Here is a 15662-nt window from a genome sequence, read left to right on the forward strand (position 1 = left end):
TGCATCTCGGGTGCAGCCCATCCAATCCAGTCGCACGACGGATCGGTGAGAACGACGCTGTGTAAAACACCATGTCTGTCGAAGAGGCGTCCCTCGTGCACCCGGAACCGTGCAATCACAGGCGCCCCGACTGCACCGCGAATGTCATCCAGAATGTTCGGATGGTGGCATTGCAGAAGAACGTTTGGCAGTTTCGGCGCACGCCTCGGATCACCTACGCGTCGCGCGCGATCCGCGCCGAGACGAGAAACGCCAAGTCCCAGACGATCGTGCCGGCCGCCGCCCGATGCTCCTCCCGGAGACGATCCGCCAGCGTGTCGAGGCCCAGCGCATCCGCGCTCGTCACGCCGCGCTCGATCATGCGGGGGAGCATGGCTTGGGCCAGCGTCGCCAGGAAGGACGGCTCGCCAGGCTGCAGGAGCACCCCTTCGCTGCGTGCCACCTCGATGCCGTGCCCCGCCGCCCGCATCAGGTCCACCAGGCGCAGCGCCAGCCCCGGATCGCCGCCCTCCGCTGCGACCGTGTCCCACAGCCAATCGTAGAGCCGACGATGCAGCGTCAGCGGGCCGAGCCCGGCGGGCAGTCCGGCACGCCCGTGCTCCTGGAACGCCAGGATCGCCCCGGGCTTCCCGAGAGCGGCGAGACGCGCGAGCGTCGCCGCGGCGGCGGGCAGGTACATCAGGACGCGGCGCCCGACGATGGCATCGAAACGGCCCAGTTCGGGCAACGCACCCGCGAGGTCCGCCTGCCGGTACCGGATCGGCGCCGCCTGCAGTCCCGCCTCGGCCGTATGGCCCATCGCCATCGCCTCCGGGCTCCGGTCGATCGCGATGACTTCGCCGTCCGGTCCCACCAAGCGGGCGACCAAGCGGCTCAGGTCCCCGTTCCCGCAGCCGACATCGAGCACGCGCATACCGGGGGCGAGGCCGATCTCGGCGAAGAATCGGGCACTGGGTCCGTTGGCCGGGTTGGGGGCGGCCTGCGCGACGGCAGGCGGCAATGCGAGAGCGGGCGAGGCGACATGGGACATGGCCTCACCGGTAGGAGCAAAGCGCTTCTCCGCCAAGTCGCTCGCCCCCGCCCGGCTCTGGCGAGGGCCATCGGCCTCGGACGTGTCGCCGCTCAGAGGGACGCTTTCACAGCTGTGGACCAGGAGGCCCAGCAAGCGCCCTCCGTTGTCGCCAGGTCGTGGCGCGATGGGGTGCGGCCCTCGCGCCGCTTCCCCCTGCCGGCAGGGGCCAGGGGCCCGTCAGTCCGCTACCTTGTAGCGGGCGCAGAGCTTGTTGCCGTCCGGGTCGCGCAGGTAAGCCAGATAGATTCGGCCCATCGGCGTCTGACGCTCGCCCGGCGGGTTCTCGACGGACGTCCCCCCGTGGGTGACCCCCGCCTCGTGCCAAGCCTTGGCCTCGTCCGGGCTGTCCATCGCGAACCCGATCGTGCCCCCGTTGGCGGCGGTCGCCGGATCTCCGTTGATCGGCTTGGTGATGACGAAGCGGCTGCCGCGATGCGCGTAGACCAGGCGCCCGAGGGCATCGGTTTTGCCGGCCTCGCCACCCATGGCTCCGAACAGCGCGTCGTAGAACGTCTTCGACTTGGCGAGGTCGTTACTGCCGACCACCATATGGCTGAACATGTGGTTCCCTTCCGCGATCATCCGCTCGCTGAGCTACCGCGTCCGGTGCCCCGGCTGCAACCGCGGGCCCTTCCGCGTCTGGGCGGGATGCTGGTGAGAGACGATCCATCAACGCGCCTCTCCGCACCTCTCGGCGCCAGGTGCGCTGAAACCCGTCCTTGCCCACCTGCCACCCGGCTGCCTGCAGCAGCGCGGTGACGCGGCGAGAGCCGTAGCGTCCGTACGCGAATGCAAGGGCGACAAGGGCGCGGGTCCACGCATCCTCGTCAGCGGGGACCGTCGACACGTCGCGTTGCGAGCCCCGGTATTGGCCGATGATCCGGCAGGCGTGGTGCACCGAGAGGCCGTCCTTCTCCCGCATCCCGTCGATCGCCTGACGGCGTCGCTCGGGGGCTGCAGGTTTCCCGAGGCGACACCCGCCAGGACCGGACCCTCCAGGGACGAGTCAGCCACGAGCCGGCGCAATTGCGCGTTCTGACGCTCCGGATCCTTCATCCGGCGCGCTTTGACGATCTGCAGGCCACCGTCTTTCATGCCCTCGCCGATCTCCACGGCTCTGACGACGCGCGGGATCATGGACGGCACGGCGGACGCCATCGTGCAATTCGTTCGACAGGAGTCGGCTGCGCCAGCGCATCGTGGCCTCGCTGCTTCCAGAGGGGACCTACACCGCCGACCCGCACGGCTTCCCCGTCTGGATCATGCTTCCTGAGGGCTGGACGCGCGCGACGTTCGCCAGTCAGGGACGGCCGGCGGGGCTTGGCGTGGTCGGCAGCGACCCCTTCTGCGTGGCAGGGACGCCACCGGAGACGGTGCGCCTCAGCCTGAGCGGCCCCTCGACCCGGCAGCAGACCACGTAGGGCTTGGATGGTGCACGCCCACGCGTTTGAAGGCTCGCCAAACCTCGCCCCGACCGGCAACGGAGACAGTCGAGGCGCAGTCTAGTGGATGGTCTTCGGGTGGTTTCCGCGCCAGAACGAAGCGCATAGGTCCCCGAGCGGACGTTAAAGCCGCAGTCGCGAAGAGCCCGCTCTGGCTGGCGGACCCCGGCCTACGGCTCGCGTCCGCCCTCAGGTGCTCCTTGGCCGGACGTGGATCGCGGCGGCCATCGCTTCAGCGGGACCGGTATGGGATCGGGCGCGAGGCCATGCTGGAGAAGACCCCGTCCCGGCGGATCAGCCCGTGCATCAGAGCTGCGCCGAGATGGACGAGGATGACCCCGAATAAAGCATAGGCCAGGAGGGTGTGCAGCGAACGCAGCCACGCATAGAGGCTCGGATCGCGCGGCAGGATCGGCGGAAGCACCACCGCGCCGCCGAGCCCGATGGGGTAACCGGCGGCCGACAGCATCGCCCAGCCGACAAGCGGCAGCCCCAGCATCAAGCCGTAGAGCAGGAGGTGCGAGGCGTGTGCCGCCCGCCGCTGCCAGGCCGGGAGGTCGGACGGCAGTTCCGGCGGTGGATGGCGCCAGCGGTTCGCGAGGCGCAGCAGGGCCAGGACGAGGATGCCGAGGCCCAGCGGCCGGTGCAGGGCGACGAGCGCATGATAGTGGGCCACGGAGGTCACCATCGCCACGCCGATCAACAGCATGGCCAGGATCATGACGGCCATCGTCCAGTGAAGAAGTCGGGCCGGCCGGTTGAAGCGTGCGGTGGTGCTCACAGTCCGGCTCCTGAAACGGGTGTGTCGTGGACGGCGCTCGGCCCCTTCGGCTCGCCGGCGCGCCGCGTGAACGAGACCGAGTAGGCGGCCGAGCGGGCGCTGAGCAGCGGATCGTCCGACGCCATGATGCCGGCGGGCAGAACCAGGGGGTCGAAGTTCACGTCGCGGCAATTGCCGTCCGCCTCGGCTTGCGTCTCGGCGATGATGACCGTCCCGACGTCGAGGCTTGGTCTCTCGGCGGGCCAAGGACGCGTCGCGTCCGCTGTCGGATCGCCCGCGTCTCCCAGCGTGACAACGAGGTGCCAGCGCACGGGAGTCTGACGGACCGTGTCGGCGAACGCGTCGAACAGGTAATTCTTGTCCGTGGCCGCAGCCTGAGCCGGGCTCTGCGCCGTAGCGGTCTGCTCCGGGATGAACGCCCATCGGACCGGTGTCCGCGTGCCGTCCGCCGTGACGAACCGGAAGGCATTGAGGCTTCGGAAGGTGTCGTCGGCGAACCCGGAAGTGATTGCCCGCGCCTTGATCTGGGCGGCTGCCTTCGCACTCTCCGGGTGCGCGGCGAAAAAGGCCTTCAGCGCCTCGGGATCGGGCTTGCCCGTGGCCGGGTCGGGCTTGGCGGCGAGAAGCTGTTCGTAGAACGCCTCCGGGGTGCGCACGGGGAAGACCGGGATGTCGTTGTTGCCGGTACGCCATTCCTCGCCGTCGGGAAGCTGGAAGCGCAGCGCGAGGCTGCGCACCGTCGTGGCTGCGTCCGCCGCGTAGGGCTGGCCCCCCGCCAGTGCGATGCGTCCGGTGATCGGCGTGGCCCGGTCGGGGGCGAACAGCGAGGCCCTCGACACGCGCGCGCCTCGGCCGCTGCTCTCGAAGCGTCCGGCGAGGCAGAGCCCCTTGGCGTGGTTGCGCCGGAACCCCGGGTGGGAACCGTTGACCGCCTCGAAGCGATCCACGATCCGCGCCTGGGTCAGCATGCCCGGCGAGAGCCAACCGCCGGCATACGCGAAAGCCCCCGCGGTGCCGGTCACCAGGGCGCCGATCGCGCCGAGACGCAGGAGGACGGCACGCGGACGCAAGTCGGGACTAGCGCCGATGAGGTCGTTCAGGAGAGACATGGTGGACCTTCAGAGAGACTTTGCGGGCCTTCAAAGAGACTTTGCGATTTTTTAGAGAGACTTGGCGGTGGCGCGTCGAACCGCGTCGGCGAGCGGATGCAGAACGCTGTCGTCGGCCGCACCCACGAGGCTGTAGCCCAGCCCGTCCTGGGCCCAGGCGTAGCCGCTCGAGGTCTCCGTCGTATGGGGACGCATCGGCGCATCGCCCGGCACGTGCATGGGCCGCATCAGCATGACGAAGCGCGCGCCGTGCCCGTCATCGTACATCAGCAGCCCGGCCGGTCCCTGCGGCGTTGCCACGAGGCGTCCACCCATCAGGCGATAGCCTGAGCCGCTGAGGTCCGGCACGCCCACCGGCCGCTTCAGCCGCGCCGAGAACCAGCCGGCGAGTTCGTCCCGGTTCGCGGCGGCGAGCTCGACGGGCCGGGTGTGGTCGGGCGCGTAGACGGCGTAGTTCATGCTCGCGGACTGGGCCAACGCCTCGATGCCGGTCGGCGCGGGCGAGACCACCTCGCGCAGGCCCCAGCCTCCCGCTCCCCCGATGAGGAGCAGAAGCCCGGCCGCCATCGCCTGCCAGGCGGGCCGCGCCGATCGACGGCGCGCCTCGACGATCCGTGCCAGGTTCAAGCGGGCCGGCACGGGTTCGGCTGCGACGGGTGCGAACGCGGCACGCATCTCCTCACGCAGGCCGACCATGCGCGCGACCCGCATGCGCGCCTCGGGATGGTCGTCGAGATAAGTCTCGACCTCCCGCCTGCGGCTGGCCTCGAGCCGCTCGTCCACGAGGCCCTGGAGATCATCGTCGCCGATCGGACGCATGGTCATTTTACCCTCCGCAGGAGCGGTCGCTTGGCGGGAACGGCGGCGTCGGTGCCGTCCATGAGCTGGATCATCCGGTCCCGGGCCCGGGACAGACGGGACATCACGGTCCCGGTCGGGATCGCGAGGATGTCGGCGGTTTCGGCGTAGGACAGACCCTCCACCGTCACGAGGAGGAGGACGCTGCGCTGCTCCTCCGGCAGGGCGTCCAGGGCGGTCATCAGGTCCCGATGGCGCAGGCCGCTCTCCTGGGTCGGCGCCACCGCGAGGTTGGCTTCCGCCGTGTCCTCGATCGGCATGTGGGCACCGCGGCGGACCCGCTGGCGCATCTGCGTCACGGCAAGGTTGTGGAGGATCGCGAAGAGCCAAGTCCGTGCATCGCCATCCGCCTGGCGCTGATGCCAGCGGCCGACTGCGCGCTCGAGGCAGTCCTGCACGAGGTCGTCGGCATCGGTGGGATTGCGCAGGAGTGCACGCGCATAGCGGCGCAGGGCCGGGATCAGCGGCTCGATGAGGCGCATCATGTCCGTCATGTCCGGTCTCCTGGCATGGGCGGGACTCCTCTGTTGGCACACCGGGCGTTTCGAACGCGCTCCGAGGCGGGCTACGGAGGCATAGACGCCGCCATTTCGAGATTATTCCACGCACGCATCGACATTTATCGATCCAGTATCGCCTCGTGTCGCGCGCCGTTGGGCTCTGAAGACAGCGAGTCGATTTTTCTGACAATGCTTGGAATAAGCAGCTGAAGACGTCGTCTGTCCGGTATCCCTGCTCGACACTGTTGGATCGAGCAGGAAACACTGGAGATCTGACATGACGATGCGCAAGACTATCTCGGCCGTCGCTCTCGCGTCCGCCTGCACCTTCGCTGCCCTGACCGGCGCCTCCGAGGCCCGGAGCGTCACTCGTCCGATGGAGAGCCCGGCGGTCACCGGCTCGATCCTGCCGCAGGCGCGGTCCGCATCCTGGCTCGGCGGCCCGGACACTGACAGCGGCAATGCCCGCAACCCCGCCCTCCCCGGCTATGCCCAGGCCCGCGGTCAGGAGACCGGCGGACCCGCCCGTGAGCTGATCCCGAACTAGCTCCGGTTTCCCCGAGCGCGGACGAGCCCGCGCTCGGGCACTCGCGACTCCAGCCAGTCGAGGCAAGCGGTTTAAGATCGGCACCGAGGTCCCGACGCAGGCATCCCGCGGGCAACCGGGGGCGGTCGTCCGTGCGGGGGCCTGGCTGGGAGGGATGGCCGGCGGTCCGACGTTACGGACGTAACGCTCCCGCGGGCCGCTGAAACGCTGCAGTCATCTGCAGGGCGCAGACGATCGCACCGGGATGGCATCGGTCGTTCACCCCCGAGCGCAAGCGCGGCGCATGCGGCCGTCCATCCCTTCTCCTTCGTCGCACCGGGGACCGCATGAAGATCCTTTTTGCCGCCACGCCTTCCGCCGGCCATCTCAATCCGTTGCTCGCCATCGCCCGCATGGCCCTCGCCCGCGGCGACGAAGCCCTTGTGGCCACAGCCACTTACCTCCGGACGGCGGTCGAAGCCTCGGGTGCTCGATTCCGACCGCTCGCCCCCGGTGCCGACATCGATTTGACCCGGGTCGAGGAGGTTCTGCCCGAGCGCGCCAGCCTACCTCCCGGCCCGGAGCAGCTCCGCTACAATTTCGAGCGGATCTTCCTCGATCCGATGCTGCCACAGGCAGAAACGCTGCGCCGGATCATCGCGACGGATCGCCCCGATCTCGTCGTCGTCGACGATCTGTTCTTCGGCGCGACGGCCTTGTTTCTGGATCGCGAGACGCCCCGCCCGCCGATCGTCGCCTGCAGCATCACGATCATGGTGGCGAATAGACCGGACGGTGCCCCGACCATGATCGGGCTGCCGCCTGCCCTCGACGAGGCCACGCGGGCGTCCTACGCAGCCATGGCGGTTCAGGCTGAGACCGTCTTCGGGGCGCCGGTCCGAGCCTACGCGGATGCCAAGCTCGCCGAGTTGGGCCTGCCGCCGCTGCCATGTGGAGTGCTGCACTCGCGGCACCTCATGGCCGACGCTTTCCTGCAGACGACCGTCCTGGCCTTCGAGTACGATTTCGGACGCATGCCCGCTCACGTCCAGTTCGTTGGCGCCTTGCCCCCCCCCCCCGCCGTCGCGGGATGTCGCCCTGCCGGATTGGTGGGATCAACTCGACGGATCCAGAAAGGTCGTGCTCGTCACGCAGGGCACGGTCGCGAACGCGGATTTCGGTGAGCTTGTCGAGCCGACCCTCGCCGCCCTCGGCGACCGCGAAGATCTGTTGGTGCTCGTCACCACCGGACGTCGGCCGATCGGAAACGTCCGCGGACCGATCCCGGGCAATGCGCGGCTCGCGGAGTTCCTCGATTTCGCGGCGCTCCTGCCGAAGATCGACGTGCTGGTGACCAATGGCGGTTACGGAACGGTGCAACTGGCCCTTCAGGCCGGCGTGCCGATCGTATCAGCGGGGCGGACCGAGTACAAAGCCGAGGTCGGTGCTCGGGTCGCATGGTCGGGTGTGGGTCTCGAGATCCCCTCGCAGCGGGCGGAACCTCGGGAACTGCGTGAAGCGGTCGATCGCGTTCTGACCGATCCGTCCTATCGCGACCGTGCAAGGACGATAGCGGCGGACATGGCTGCGATCGACACGCCGGCTGCAATATTCGGGGTGCTTGATCGCCTCGTCCTGAAAGCCCGAACAGCTTGACCGGCGTTTCGGCAGCGACAGGCACGTCCTGTCGCTCGAACCGTCATGGCCGAGACTCAATCCGCCTCTCCTGGCCTGTCAGACAAAGCGGTATCGATGATCAGCAAACCGCGGGGCTTGCCCGACGTCCCGTCGATCGTCGCGACGGCACGCCACAGGCGCTCGCTGCTGACCAGAAAGGGTCGGTAGTCTCCGTTGACATCCCCGACAAAGACCAGATCCGCGTCCGCTAGATATCCAAGGATCGGCGAAAAATGCCCGGCTCCCCGGCCGAATAAGGGGCCTCGATGGAAGTTGACGATCAGCCGTTTCTCAGGATTGTTGCTGCTCTTCATCGCCTCGCGGAACGCGGCCAACGAGAGATCGCGCACGACATGGACCTGACGGTCGAGCCGTCGTCGTAGTAGGTCGGCCAGCTCCTCCAGCGTCAGACCGTTCACGAGCACGCCGAACCAGGGCTGGAACGTCGTTCCGCGAAGGACGTCGGCTTGCGAGAAGTCGACGCCGAGAGAGCGGAGCAGGTTCGCCACGGTGGCGGGACCGCAGAAACTCGGGTTGCTCTGGTATTCGTAGGGCCGCCTGCGGTACGCGGCGGCGACCGGCAGCGCCCAGGCCTGCGCCAGCAGCGCAGGATCATGGAAGTCCGACCGCTTCTCGATCGACCTGACGGATGCATAGGCGTTCGGTCGGAGAAGATGCGCCCCGACACTGGCCGCGCCGGCGCATCCTGCCAGGAGTGCGGTCAGTCCGAGGAAGGGCGCCAGACGGCGCTTCCTGACCCGGCCTCGTCGAACCTGTTCAGCCACCATGTAGATCGTATCCCGGTGCGTTGGAGATGGTGGCCGGCCCGCTACGTGGCCAGCGCGATCGCAAACAGGCGCAGGACGGCACGCGCGCCTCGTACGGGCTGAACGGCGACGATCCGCGCCTCGCAGGACGTCGCATCCCGCACCACGGCTTCGGAGACGATGCAGTCGCAGTCGGTTGTGCGGGTCATCTGCTCCAGGCGGCGGGCGACGTTGACGGTATCGCCCACCGCGGTGAACTCAACGCGGTCCGCCCCGATGGCCCCGACGAACACCGGACCGCGATGGAGGCCGATCCCGATGCGGACCGGCGGCAGACCGGTCCGCCCCCGCTCGCGAGTCCAGACCAGCATCGCGGCGGCGAGGGAGCGGGCCGCCGCGAGGGCGCGGTCCGTGTCGTCGTACGCGGCCTGCGGTACGCCGAATACGGCCATGACCTCGTCACCGACGAACTTGTCGACGAGGCCACCCGCCGCCTCGATCGCCGCCGCGGCGCGGCGCCGAAATTCGGTGAGGAAGGCCGCGACATCGCCCGGTGACACCGTTTCGCAAAGGTGGGTGAAGTCGCGGATGTCGGCGAACAGCACCGTCGCCTCCTGCTCCCAGCCAGCGCGCAGGGTGACGGGATCCGTCTCAGCCACCAACCGAGCCACCGCTGGCGACGCCAACCGCGCGAGGTTGTCCCTGTGTCGTGTCGCGACCCGCGCGGCGGAGCGCAGGCGCTGCACCTGCAGCGCCAGCGTTGTCAGGGCAAGCCCGGCGAGGCCGAGCGTAACAGGGGCGGACCCGGTCGCGGATGTGAGCCCGACAAGCAGGGGTGCCGGAACCGCGGTCAGAAGCGCGCCACCCCAGGCCGCGGCCGTGCGGTACCGGCAGAGTGCCGGAGCCGCCCCGATCCCGCGCCGCGGCGAGCCGAACCAGGGAGCCGGATCCGTCGCCGCGCCGGTGGTCTCCGGAAGGACCATCGCCGACATCAGCAGCCCGAGCAGATGCGATTGATGATGCGTTGCGCCCGGAGATGCTCGCGCTCGAGCGTGGGCGAGCGGACTTCCCGGCTCGTCGCGTGCAGGAGGGGGCGCAACCGCGCGGCGGGGCTCGGCAGATCGACTTGCGCGAAGCGCGGGGCCGGCTGCGACAGCGCGGCGCTCGGAAGCGCGAGGAACAGGAGAAGGGCTCGCGCCGCCGTGCCTGCGATCGGTCTTGTTCGCATGAGAACCATGATCGTATGCTCCGATGTGTGGAGCTCCAGGATTATGCTTGTGAAATTTCACTGTGATGTCGCAGAAACTGGCGATCCGTGACATCTGCAATGTAAATTAATGAACTTGTACTTGCCGTATTGGTCGAGATGCTGGCAATTCTCGAGAATGATCCGCAGAAGCTCGGTCGGCACCCGTTCCGTTCGGTCGGGTGCCGTTGGGCGTGCCAGGGATTGACGGCCGCTCCCGAGATCCGATGCGCGATCAGGCGGCGACCTGCAGCGGCCCGATCCGACGGATGCCGCTATGGCCCTGGAGGACCGGCATCGCGCCTGTCAGGCGCAGGCCCGGAGCGAGGCGCATCAGCGCGCCCAGACCCTCCTCCAGCTCGATCCGGGCGAGGGCCTCGCCGATGCACCGGTGTGCGCCGCCGCCGAAGATCGGATGCAGGCGCGGAAGGTCGACGCGACGGATGTCGAACGTGTCGGGCTGCGTATAGACCGCCTCGTCCCGCAGGGCCGACAGGGTCGAGAGCATGATCATGCTTCCGGCCGGCACGACGGCCCCGTCGAGGTCGATCGCCTCGCGGGCGACCCGCCCCGCGGAGCCGACGCTCGGCTCGTAGCGGAGGGATTCCGCCACAGCGGCCGGGATCAGGCCTGGATCGTGGCGCACCGCCGCCCACTGCTCCTGATGCTGCAGCAGCAGCGCCGCCTGCATGGCGCCGGCGACCCGGGTCGTATCGGTCCCGCCGATGATCATCTGTACGAGCTGGACGACCACTTCCTCGGGCGTGAGATCGCCCGCCGCCTCGGCCTCCGCGAGGAAGCACGATAGGAAATCCTCCTGGGGCGCCGACCGACGGGCCTCGAGGATCGTCCGCACGTAAGTCTGCAGCGCGGCCGCCGCCCCTTCGAGGTCCGCGATGTCCTCCGGTCCGAAGGTGAAGCTCAGCACCCGGGAAACCTCGTAGGCGAGGTGCGTGAAGCGGGGGATGTCCTCGTGCGGCAGACCCAGGATGTCGGCCAGGGTCTGCGCCGGGATGAGCGCGGTGTAGCGCTCGACGAGGTCGACCTCGCCGTCCGGCAGCCAGTCTCGGACGAGGCTCTCCGCGGCCGCGCGGATCCGGGGGCGCAGGCCTTCGATCATTCGGGCCGCGAATGTCCGGGTGAAGGGCGAACGGCGCCGGCGATGGACCGCCCCATTGGCGGTGAGCATCCCGTGCGCGAAGATGTCGAAAAGCCGGCCCTCCGGGATCCTGCGCGTCTCGGGGTAGAGCGTCTCCGTTGCTTGGGCCCGCGGATCGCGCATGAGCCGATCGACGTCCCTGGCCCGGAGGACGACGAAGCCCGCGACCTCGTGGCCGACGACGGGCAGCCGGGGCCGCCAGGTGCGGAACGTCCCGTGCGGATCGGCCTCCAGTTCGGCAACCGTCAGGATTGGGATGCCCTGGGATGGCGCCAGCGGGCCGGCCTGTCGAACCCGATCTTCGTTTCCATCCATCGACACATCCTCGCTGTTGCTTTGCGAGAGGAGTCTCGAACGCCGAAGTTACACGATCATGTCCGATGTAGAGCCGACGGTTACGGTCATAACATGCGGCGGAGCGGAAGGCCGTGCGTGCCATTCGTGCGAAAGAACACGTCCAGTGTACGGCTTTGCAGGGGCCGCGATTTCTGAAATCGTGCCGTCATCGAGTGCTCTGAGAACGACTCCGCATCACGGGAGGACTTCTCATGCGGGCAGAGCAAGCGGACCAAGACATCTTCGAAGCGTTGCTGAGGCGTACGATCACCCAATCCGTGATCGAGGGCCTGGATCACGCAATCCCCGGGGTGACGGTCCTCGCCGCGCTCCTGGAGCACGACGCGTGGCAGGCGCGCAAAGAGCAGCTGAGCCCCCAGACCCTCCAGGTCATGGCGTCGGCGCAGCGCCTCCTGGGCAACCAGGCGGCAAGGCGCCGCGAGACCTGAGACGGACTCGCGGTCCAGGGCGGCATCCGTCCCGGATGCCGCCCTGGACACAGGCATTGTCTGGCGTGATGCGGTCGGAATGGCGTACGGACCCTCTCAGCTGCGGGCTTGGAGGCCCACAGTCAGGAACCGCTCGATCATCGCATTGACCTGATCGGCGACCTCGATGGTATTGAAATGCCCCGCGAGCAGCGTCTTCGCCGTCACCAGTTGCGGGCAGAGTTCACGCAGCCTGTCGAGGTCCCGCGCCTGTTCCACCAGGGGGACGTCTGCCGAGATGTAGACCATGGGGATCCGGCAGGCGCGTGCGGCCGGGACGGGGTCGTGGTGCAGCACCATGCTGCGCAGCGCGGCGTAAGCCACGTGCTGCGGCGTCCGCTCAGCCGGGCCGCGAATGAACGTGTCGAAGAGCGCCTGCCGCCGCGCCGGATGATCGTAGTCGCATCCGATCGCCCAGGCCATGTCGCGCACGACGGTCCGGTAGTTCGAGCCGCCCACGCCCGCCAGCAGGCCCTCGATCTCGGAGCTGCCCGCCGTGTCGGGCGATGGCAAGACGATCGTGTCGATCATCACGAGACCGGCGGCGAGTTCGGGATGGCGGCCGCACAGCTCCAGGGCCACCGCGCCGCCGAGGCTGTGACCGATGACGACAGGCTTCGACAAGCCCAGGGTTCGGCACTGCCACGCAATGTCGTCGGCAAAGCCCTCCATCGCGTAGTCTCCCTCGGGTGCATCGCTGGCACCGTGGCCGCGCAGGTTGACCGCCACGACGCGGCGTGTGCCCGAGAAATGCGCGATCTGTTGCGTGAAGACGCCGTGATCGCCGGTCCAGCCGTTGATCAGGAGCAAGGGGGGAGCCTGCGGCGTGAGGGGTCCGGCCTCGATATGGGCGAGCCGGGTGCCGTCGCGGGTGAGGTGAACGGGCTGCCACGGGGGCGGGTCACAGATCATGCGGGTTCTCGGTGTGGCTGCGAGGGGGGAGCGGGACGAGGACGGCCGGACGCGCAAGGCCGGCCAAGGCGGCGGTCGCCGCCAGGCAGCCGCCGAGCATCACGGTGGCCATCGACAGGGCGGAGCGCCCGTCGAAGAACCGGGCGACGAGATCGCTGGCGATGGCCGCTCCGACCATCTGCAGGCAGACCGCCACGGCGCCGGCGGTGCCGGCGGCCCCGGGGCTCGCCTCCGTCGCACCGTGCAGGGCGTTGGGCGAGACGAGGCCGAATGCGAAGCTCGTGCCCGCCATGGCAGCGATCACCGGCGACGCCGCGGGCGGGCAGGCCAGCGCATGGAGGAGGAGCATCGCCGCTAGGAGGGTCGCTCCGGCAAGACCGACGCCGATCACCCTGTGGGGACAGATGCCCCGGGCGGCGAGGCGGCCGTTCACGGCGGCGCCGGCCATCACCGAGAGGGAGCTCGCCCCGAAGATGAGCCCGTAGGCCGACGGGCTGAACCCGAGGGCGTCGAGGAAAACCAGCGGGGAGCCCGTGATGTAGGCGAAGACTGCGCCCGCCGCCGCGGCGTTGCAGAGGGCGTGGCCGAGGAAGGCGCGGCACCCCAGGATCGTGCGATAGGGACGCAGAATTCCGACCGGCACCGGGCCGGCGGCGCGAGGCAGGGTTTCGGCGAAATGTGGGATCGCCGCCAGGACCGTCAGGGCCGCCACGAGCGGTGCGGCGTGGATCAGGCGCCAGCCGCCGAGGTCCATCAGGCCGGCCCCCAGCGTCGGGGCCACCATGGGCACCACGTTGACGGTCAGGACGACGAAGGACATCCGGGCGCGCGCGACCTCGTCGGCGAACAGGTCTCGCACCATCGCGAAGACCGCCATACCGGGGCCGGCCGCGCCGATCCCCTGGATGGCCCGGAACAGCAGGAAGTGCGGCAACGTCCGCGCTGTGGCGCAGCCGATGCTGCCTCCGATCAGGAGAAGGCAGCCGCAGACAATCGCTGGCCGGCGGCCGACACGGTCCGAGACCGGCCCGTAAACCGGGAGCGCGGCCCCAAGCCCGAGCAGGTAGACGGCCATGGCGGCCCCCATCGCGGCGGCCGGGACGTGCAGCGCGGCCGCCGTCTCGGACAGGCTCGGCAAGATCATGTCGATCCCGAAGGTCGGGAGTGCCGCGAGGAGCCCGAGCAGCGCCGAGAAGGCTCGCGAATCGGGGCGAATTCGGGGGCGTACCGGCACGGTGGCGGTTCCCCTCAACCCCAGAGCCGGCCTCCGTCCCGGGCTGCGCCGCCCCGCTGCGCGGCGACCATCGCGGTGATCTCCCGGACGAGCCCGCCCGCGGCGAGATCGGCCCGGACGGCGGCTCCGAGGCCCCCGGCGGCCGTGCGGAAGCCCGGTTCCGCCAGGAGCCGGTGGACCGCCGCCGCGATCTCGTTCGCGCTCGCCGTCGCGGGCAGGCGCAGGCCGGCGCCGCGCAACGCGATCCGGGCGGCGTTGTCGGTTTGGTCGCGGGCGAGCGGGATCACCAGCAGCGGCACGCCGTGCAGCAATGCGCGGCTGACGGTCCCGTGACCGCCCTGGCAGACCACCAGGTCGGCCTCGGTCATGAGGGTGTCATGGGAGGCGGTCGCCACGACGCGCATGGTGTCGGGGGCGTCCAGGTCCGCGGCTTCGACGTTCGGGCCGGTGGTCACGATGGTCTCGGCCTCGACCGTCCCGACGGCGCGCACGATCCGCCGGAGGAGGTCGGTCTGGTTCTGGGCACCGGTGCTTCCGGCCACGAGGATGCGCGGCCGGTCCGCCCCGGACCACAGGGTCCCGGCGCCCCGCGACCAGATCGGTTCGTCGAGCAGCGGGCCGATGTAGCGGTAATTGGCGGGGAGCACCGCCCCGTCAAAGTCGAAGGCTTGGCTGACCGCCAGGAGGACCCGCTCGGCCCGTTCGTAGTGGGCGAAGGCGGTCGTCACCGGCGCCAGCCCGAATGCGCGGCGTGCGTCGTTGAGCGCCGGTCGGCTGCGCTCCATTGCCAAAACGATCGTGTCGGTTGCTGCGTCGACCGCGGCCCGCTCCGCTTCCGTCCGCGGTGGCGCCAGGCCGCTGGCGGCGGGGGGCATGCCGGGCAGTGGGCGAATGCTGATATGCGGCGACAGGACGGCGTGCGGGATGCCGGCCACCTCGGCGGCCAGGGCGCAGCCGACCAGCAGGTCGATGCTGAGGACCGCGTCGGTCGGGAGGCGACGGATCTCGTCGAGCGTGTCCGCGGCGTAGGCGCCTGCCGGGGCGAACATGGCTTGGCGCAGCCAATCGGCCAGATCTGAGAAATCGACCGGATCGGCCTCCTGTCCGGTCGGAGCCCGGCGCCACCCGACGAACGGGAAGCCGGCCGCCGCGATCTCGGCCTGCATGGCTGGATCGGCCATGATGCGCGGACGGTGACCTGCCCGGTGCAGTTGCCGGGCTGCCGTGAGCACGGGGCTGAGATTGCCCGTGGTTCCCCACGAGATGCACAGGACGTCGAGCGACATGGTGGGTTTCCCAGTCTGGGCGCACGGGAGTGCGGTCTTCAGGTCGTGCTTGGGGGATTTGCCGACGGGCAGACGGTCGATCTAACCCGGGCGGATGATGGGGATGCAGCCGCCGAAGGCGACGCTGGTCACCGACCTCTCGCGCCTTGCGTATACGAGACCGTTGCGTCCCGGTCGGCGTCCCGGACCTGGCAAGGGGACCGAACCGGCAGGCACCGGCCGCCTCGCGGCGGGCAATCCGACAGGGTCGGCGAACGACCCGCGACGCC

At 69.5% G+C, this 15662-nt stretch carries 17 protein-coding genes and 2 pseudogenes; 5 read left to right on the forward strand and 14 right to left on the reverse strand.

The genetic code is table 11. From position 1 onward, the window contains the following. Positions 1-214: 214 nt before the first annotated feature. The 3 genes and pseudogenes from ASF58_RS23605 to ASF58_RS26355 all read right to left on the reverse strand — a co-directional run. A complete protein-coding gene (locus ASF58_RS23605) occupies positions 215-1030 on the reverse strand; it encodes a methyltransferase domain-containing protein (protein ID WP_055958534.1) in 816 nt (271 codons plus the stop codon). A gap of 219 nt (positions 1031-1249) precedes the next feature. Further along, complete coding sequence (locus tag ASF58_RS23610) at positions 1250-1633, reverse strand: VOC family protein (RefSeq protein WP_055958793.1); 384 nt, start codon at positions 1631-1633, stop codon at positions 1250-1252. Between the two features lie 127 nt (positions 1634-1760). Beyond that, positions 1761-2164: pseudogene (locus tag ASF58_RS26355) on the reverse strand (IS3 family transposase); the annotation flags it as partial. A gap of 7 nt (positions 2165-2171) precedes the next feature. Between ASF58_RS26355 and ASF58_RS27370 the strand changes: the two are divergent. Next, positions 2172-2490, forward strand: a pseudogene (locus ASF58_RS27370) (PLP-dependent aminotransferase family protein); the annotation flags it as partial. Positions 2491-2746: 256 nt separating this feature from the next. Here the strand turns inward: ASF58_RS27370 and ASF58_RS23620 are convergent. The 4 genes from ASF58_RS23620 to ASF58_RS23635 are packed head-to-tail and all read right to left on the reverse strand — an operon-like array spanning position 2747 to position 5756. Then, positions 2747-3295 (reverse strand): cytochrome b, encoded by a 549-nt coding sequence (locus ASF58_RS23620; RefSeq protein ID WP_055958540.1) that lies wholly within the window; start codon positions 3293-3295, stop codon positions 2747-2749. Continuing rightward, entirely contained in the window at positions 3292-4404 is a 1113-nt protein-coding gene (locus ASF58_RS23625) for a catalase family peroxidase (protein ID WP_055958569.1), read from the reverse strand. The genes ASF58_RS23620 and ASF58_RS23625 overlap by 4 nt, the downstream gene beginning before the upstream one ends. A gap of 51 nt (positions 4405-4455) precedes the next feature. After that, positions 4456-5229 (reverse strand): anti-sigma factor, encoded by a 774-nt coding sequence (locus ASF58_RS23630; RefSeq protein WP_156375865.1) that lies wholly within the window; start codon positions 5227-5229, stop codon positions 4456-4458. Then, positions 5226-5756: a sigma-70 family RNA polymerase sigma factor gene (locus ASF58_RS23635; protein ID WP_055958572.1), complete on the reverse strand. Its 531-nt coding sequence runs from the start codon at positions 5754-5756 to the stop codon at positions 5226-5228. Before ASF58_RS23635 ends, ASF58_RS23630 begins: the two co-directional genes overlap by 4 nt. 289 nt (positions 5757-6045) lie before the next feature. Here ASF58_RS23635 and ASF58_RS23640 point away from each other — a divergent pair, with 289 nt between their 5' ends. The 3 genes from ASF58_RS23640 (at position 6046) to ASF58_RS27380 (ending at position 7944) form a co-directional block, all read left to right on the forward strand. Then, positions 6046-6309: a hypothetical protein gene (locus tag ASF58_RS23640; protein WP_082513291.1), complete on the forward strand. Its 264-nt coding sequence runs from the start codon at positions 6046-6048 to the stop codon at positions 6307-6309. 392 nt (positions 6310-6701) lie between these two features. After that, the gene (locus ASF58_RS27375) at positions 6702-7472 is read left to right on the forward strand and encodes a hypothetical protein (protein WP_244477466.1); all 771 of its coding nucleotides are present in this window, start codon (positions 6702-6704) and stop codon (positions 7470-7472) included. Then, positions 7429-7944 carry a nucleotide disphospho-sugar-binding domain-containing protein gene (locus tag ASF58_RS27380; RefSeq protein WP_244477467.1) on the forward strand — a complete coding sequence of 172 codons (516 nt, stop codon included), beginning with the start codon at positions 7429-7431 and terminating at the stop codon, positions 7942-7944. The genes ASF58_RS27375 and ASF58_RS27380 overlap by 44 nt, the downstream gene beginning before the upstream one ends. Positions 7945-8000: 56 nt before the next feature. Here the strand turns inward: ASF58_RS27380 and ASF58_RS23650 are convergent, their stop codons facing one another. The 4 genes from ASF58_RS23650 to ASF58_RS23665 all read right to left on the reverse strand — a co-directional run bounded on the left by ASF58_RS23650 (position 8001) and on the right by ASF58_RS23665 (position 11452). After that, positions 8001-8753 (reverse strand): phytochelatin synthase family protein, encoded by a 753-nt coding sequence (locus ASF58_RS23650; RefSeq protein WP_055958577.1) that lies wholly within the window; start codon positions 8751-8753, stop codon positions 8001-8003. A gap of 41 nt (positions 8754-8794) precedes the next feature. After that, the gene (locus ASF58_RS23655) at positions 8795-9715 is read right to left on the reverse strand and encodes an adenylate/guanylate cyclase domain-containing protein (RefSeq protein WP_082513286.1); all 921 of its coding nucleotides are present in this window, start codon (positions 9713-9715) and stop codon (positions 8795-8797) included. 8 nt (positions 9716-9723) lie between these two features. After that, positions 9724-9960 carry a hypothetical protein gene (locus ASF58_RS23660; RefSeq protein WP_244477468.1) on the reverse strand — a complete coding sequence of 79 codons (237 nt, stop codon included), beginning with the start codon at positions 9958-9960 and terminating at the stop codon, positions 9724-9726. A 253-nt stretch (positions 9961-10213) separates the two neighbouring features. Continuing rightward, positions 10214-11452 carry a cytochrome P450 gene (locus tag ASF58_RS23665; RefSeq protein ID WP_055958582.1) on the reverse strand — a complete coding sequence of 413 codons (1239 nt, stop codon included), beginning with the start codon at positions 11450-11452 and terminating at the stop codon, positions 10214-10216. Between the two features lie 233 nt (positions 11453-11685). Between ASF58_RS23665 and ASF58_RS23670 the strand changes: the two genes are divergently transcribed. Then, positions 11686-11922: a hypothetical protein gene (locus ASF58_RS23670; protein ID WP_055958585.1), complete on the forward strand. Its 237-nt coding sequence runs from the start codon at positions 11686-11688 to the stop codon at positions 11920-11922. Between the two features lie 96 nt (positions 11923-12018). On the opposite strand, the gene ASF58_RS23675 is transcribed toward ASF58_RS23670, so the two are convergent. From ASF58_RS23675 to ASF58_RS23685, 3 genes are all read right to left on the reverse strand, one after another. Next, entirely contained in the window at positions 12019-12771 is a 753-nt protein-coding gene (locus ASF58_RS23675; RefSeq protein WP_244477469.1) for an alpha/beta hydrolase, read from the reverse strand. Between the two features lie 91 nt (positions 12772-12862). After that, entirely contained in the window at positions 12863-14107 is a 1245-nt protein-coding gene (locus ASF58_RS23680) for a Bcr/CflA family efflux MFS transporter (protein WP_244477470.1), read from the reverse strand. Between the two features lie 14 nt (positions 14108-14121). Then, positions 14122-15393 carry a glycosyltransferase gene (locus tag ASF58_RS23685; protein WP_055958592.1) on the reverse strand — a complete coding sequence of 424 codons (1272 nt, stop codon included), beginning with the start codon at positions 15391-15393 and terminating at the stop codon, positions 14122-14124. Between the last annotated feature and the right edge of the window lie 269 nt (positions 15394-15662).

Source organism: Methylobacterium sp. Leaf125 (assembly GCF_001423085.1).
Taxonomy (GTDB): Bacteria; Pseudomonadota; Alphaproteobacteria; order Rhizobiales; family Beijerinckiaceae; genus Methylobacterium.